The sequence below is a fragment of the Cellulomonas hominis genome (assembly GCF_005239125.1).
Lineage (GTDB): Bacteria > Actinomycetota > Actinomycetes > Actinomycetales > Cellulomonadaceae > Cellulomonas > Cellulomonas hominis_A.
The window spans coordinates 1-2,234 of record NZ_SZYE01000311.1 but is presented as its reverse complement, the minus strand read 5'-3'; the positions used below and the strand labels follow the sequence as shown (position 1 = coordinate 2,234).

Annotated in this window: 1 protein-coding gene; it reads right to left on the bottom strand. The window is 77.5% G+C overall.

Features of this window, described 5'->3' with window-relative positions; all coding sequences use genetic code 11:
- Positions 1–9: 9 nt before the first annotated feature.
- The coding region (locus tag FA014_RS19225; protein WP_154731210.1) for a DUF3488 and transglutaminase-like domain-containing protein at positions 10–2,234 on the bottom strand (2,225 nt) is incomplete at its 5' end.

Below are 2,234 nucleotides of genomic sequence, written 5' to 3'. Positions count from 1 at the left end.
GGCGCGGGGTCAGGCCTCGGCGGGGAGCGGGGTGGCCGCCGGGCCGTCCCCGGGGGCGCGCGTGCTGACGTCGGTCAGCACCGCCGCCACCCAGCCCTGGAGCTCGGCGGGGTCGTACGCCTCGGCGTCGGGCGCGTACCGCTCGCGCTCCAGGGCGCCCGCCAGGGCCACCAGCGCCCCGTCGGCCTCGGGTCCGAGCGGTCGCCCGCGCCGTGCCTCGACCTGCGCCCGGACGGCTGCGACCGCCTGCCGCGGCGTCCGGGAGTCGGCCCAGGTGATGCCGGCGCGGCGGAGCCGGTCGCGGAGGCGCCGCCACGCCACCTCGGGCGCGAGCCCGGGAGCGGGCCGTCGGCGGCGGCGGACCGCCAGGGCGCCGGCGACGCCCGCCGCGACGACCAGCAGCGCGACGACCGCGATCAGCGGCCCCCGGGTGCGCGGGTTCGCGACGACGCCCGGCAGCCCGCCCTGGTCCTGCGGTGCCGCGGTGGTGGCGGCCGCGCTCGGGCTGCTCGTGGCGCGCGGGGTGGCGGCGGACGGCGCGGAGGTCGGGGCCGAGGCGCTGAACGGGTTGCTCCACGACGGGGGCGGGCCGGTCTGCACGGCCGGGGTCGGCTCGAACCGGACCCAGCCGGTGCCGGGGAAGTACAGCTCGGGCCACGCGTGCGCGTCGGCGCCGGTGACCCGGTACGAGCGGTCGGTGCCGAGCTCGCCGGGCAGGAAGCCGACGCCGAGCCGGGCGGGGATGCCGAGCGTGCGGGCCAGCACGGTCATCGAGGTGGCGAACTGCACGCAGTACCCGCGGCGGGACTGCAGGAAGTCCCAGACGGCGTCGTCGCTGTCCCCGGGCTCGATCGAGGTGTCGTAGCGGAACTGGGTGCCGTCGCGGAAGTAGGTCTGCAGGGCGAGCGCCTGGTCGTAGGCCGTGGTGGCGTCGGCGGTGAGCTCGGCGGCCAGGGCGCGCAGGTCGTCGGCGTGCTCGGTGTCGGGCACGTCGAGGTAGCCCTGCACCTCCTCCGGGAGGTCACCGGAGGCCGCGCGCAGCACCTCGGGGCTGAGGTCCGGCACCTCGACGACCATGTCGTAGCGCCCGCCCGCCTCGGTGCGGTCGCGGCTGACCACCTCGTCGCGTGCGGCGTCGTACGCCCAGGGGCCGTCGATCTGCACGGTCCGCGGGAACGTGCTGACGGGCAGCCGCTGCTCCCGGAGGGCACCGATCCTGACGTCGACGTCGGTCAGGGTGCCGCGGGCGGCCTCGGGCGGGGCCCCGATGAGGGAGGGGTCGGAGGCGAGCAGGCCGGCGGGGTCCCACTCGGCGAGGTCGGCGCCGGGCTCGCGCTGCCAGGACCTGCCGTCGAAGTCGCGGAGCGTGAACGAGCGCAGGGGCCCGATGAGCGAGGCGGTGGCGGCGGGGCCGTCGGCGTCGTCGTCGAGGCGCGCGACGGTGTAGGTGAGCACGACCTGGGAGGACTGGTCGCGCAGGCTCTCGCGCAGGTCCAGGTCGTCGGCGAGCCGGACGGGCCCCACCGCGCCGGTGCCCACGTCGGGCAGGTCGACCCACGACCACACGGGGACGGCCGACACGGCCGGGCCCGCGGCGAGGGTGACCGCGACGAGGCCCGCGGCGCCGACGAGGACGACGCCGGCGCGCCGCCCGGAGCGGTCGCGGGACACCGGCGGCTGGGCGAGCGCGAGCAGCAGCAGGTAGCAGAACCCCGTCGCGGCGAGCGCCCAGGTGCTGCCCGGGAAGCCGAGCACCACGGCGGGCGTCCACACGGCGACGTACGCGATCCCGGTCAGCGCGGGCATGCCGCAGCCGACCGCGAGCAGGTCGGCGGCGAGGAACACCAGGACCGCCGCGGCGACGAGGATCAGCTCGACGGGTGGCCAGACGGCCATCGGCACGACCGAGGTCTCGATGAGCTGGGCCGCCTGCTGCACGAGCTGTCCCGCGTGCTGGACGGTGCCGGGCCCCACCAGCAGCGGGTTGCCGCCGGGCGGCGTGGCGTAGAAGGCGAGCAGGGCGTACGCGCCGACCACCAGCCCGACGAGCGACGGGAGCCACGTGGACCGGGTCAGGCTGCGGGTGCCGCCGACGACCAGCGCGGCGCCGGCGACGACCGCGGCCACGACGTTGAGCGTCAGCAGCGCGCTGGCCTCGCCGGGCGTCCGTCCCTGGCCCTCGACGAAGAACGCGTACCCCCACAGCAGCACGACGACGTGGTTGCTGAACTGAC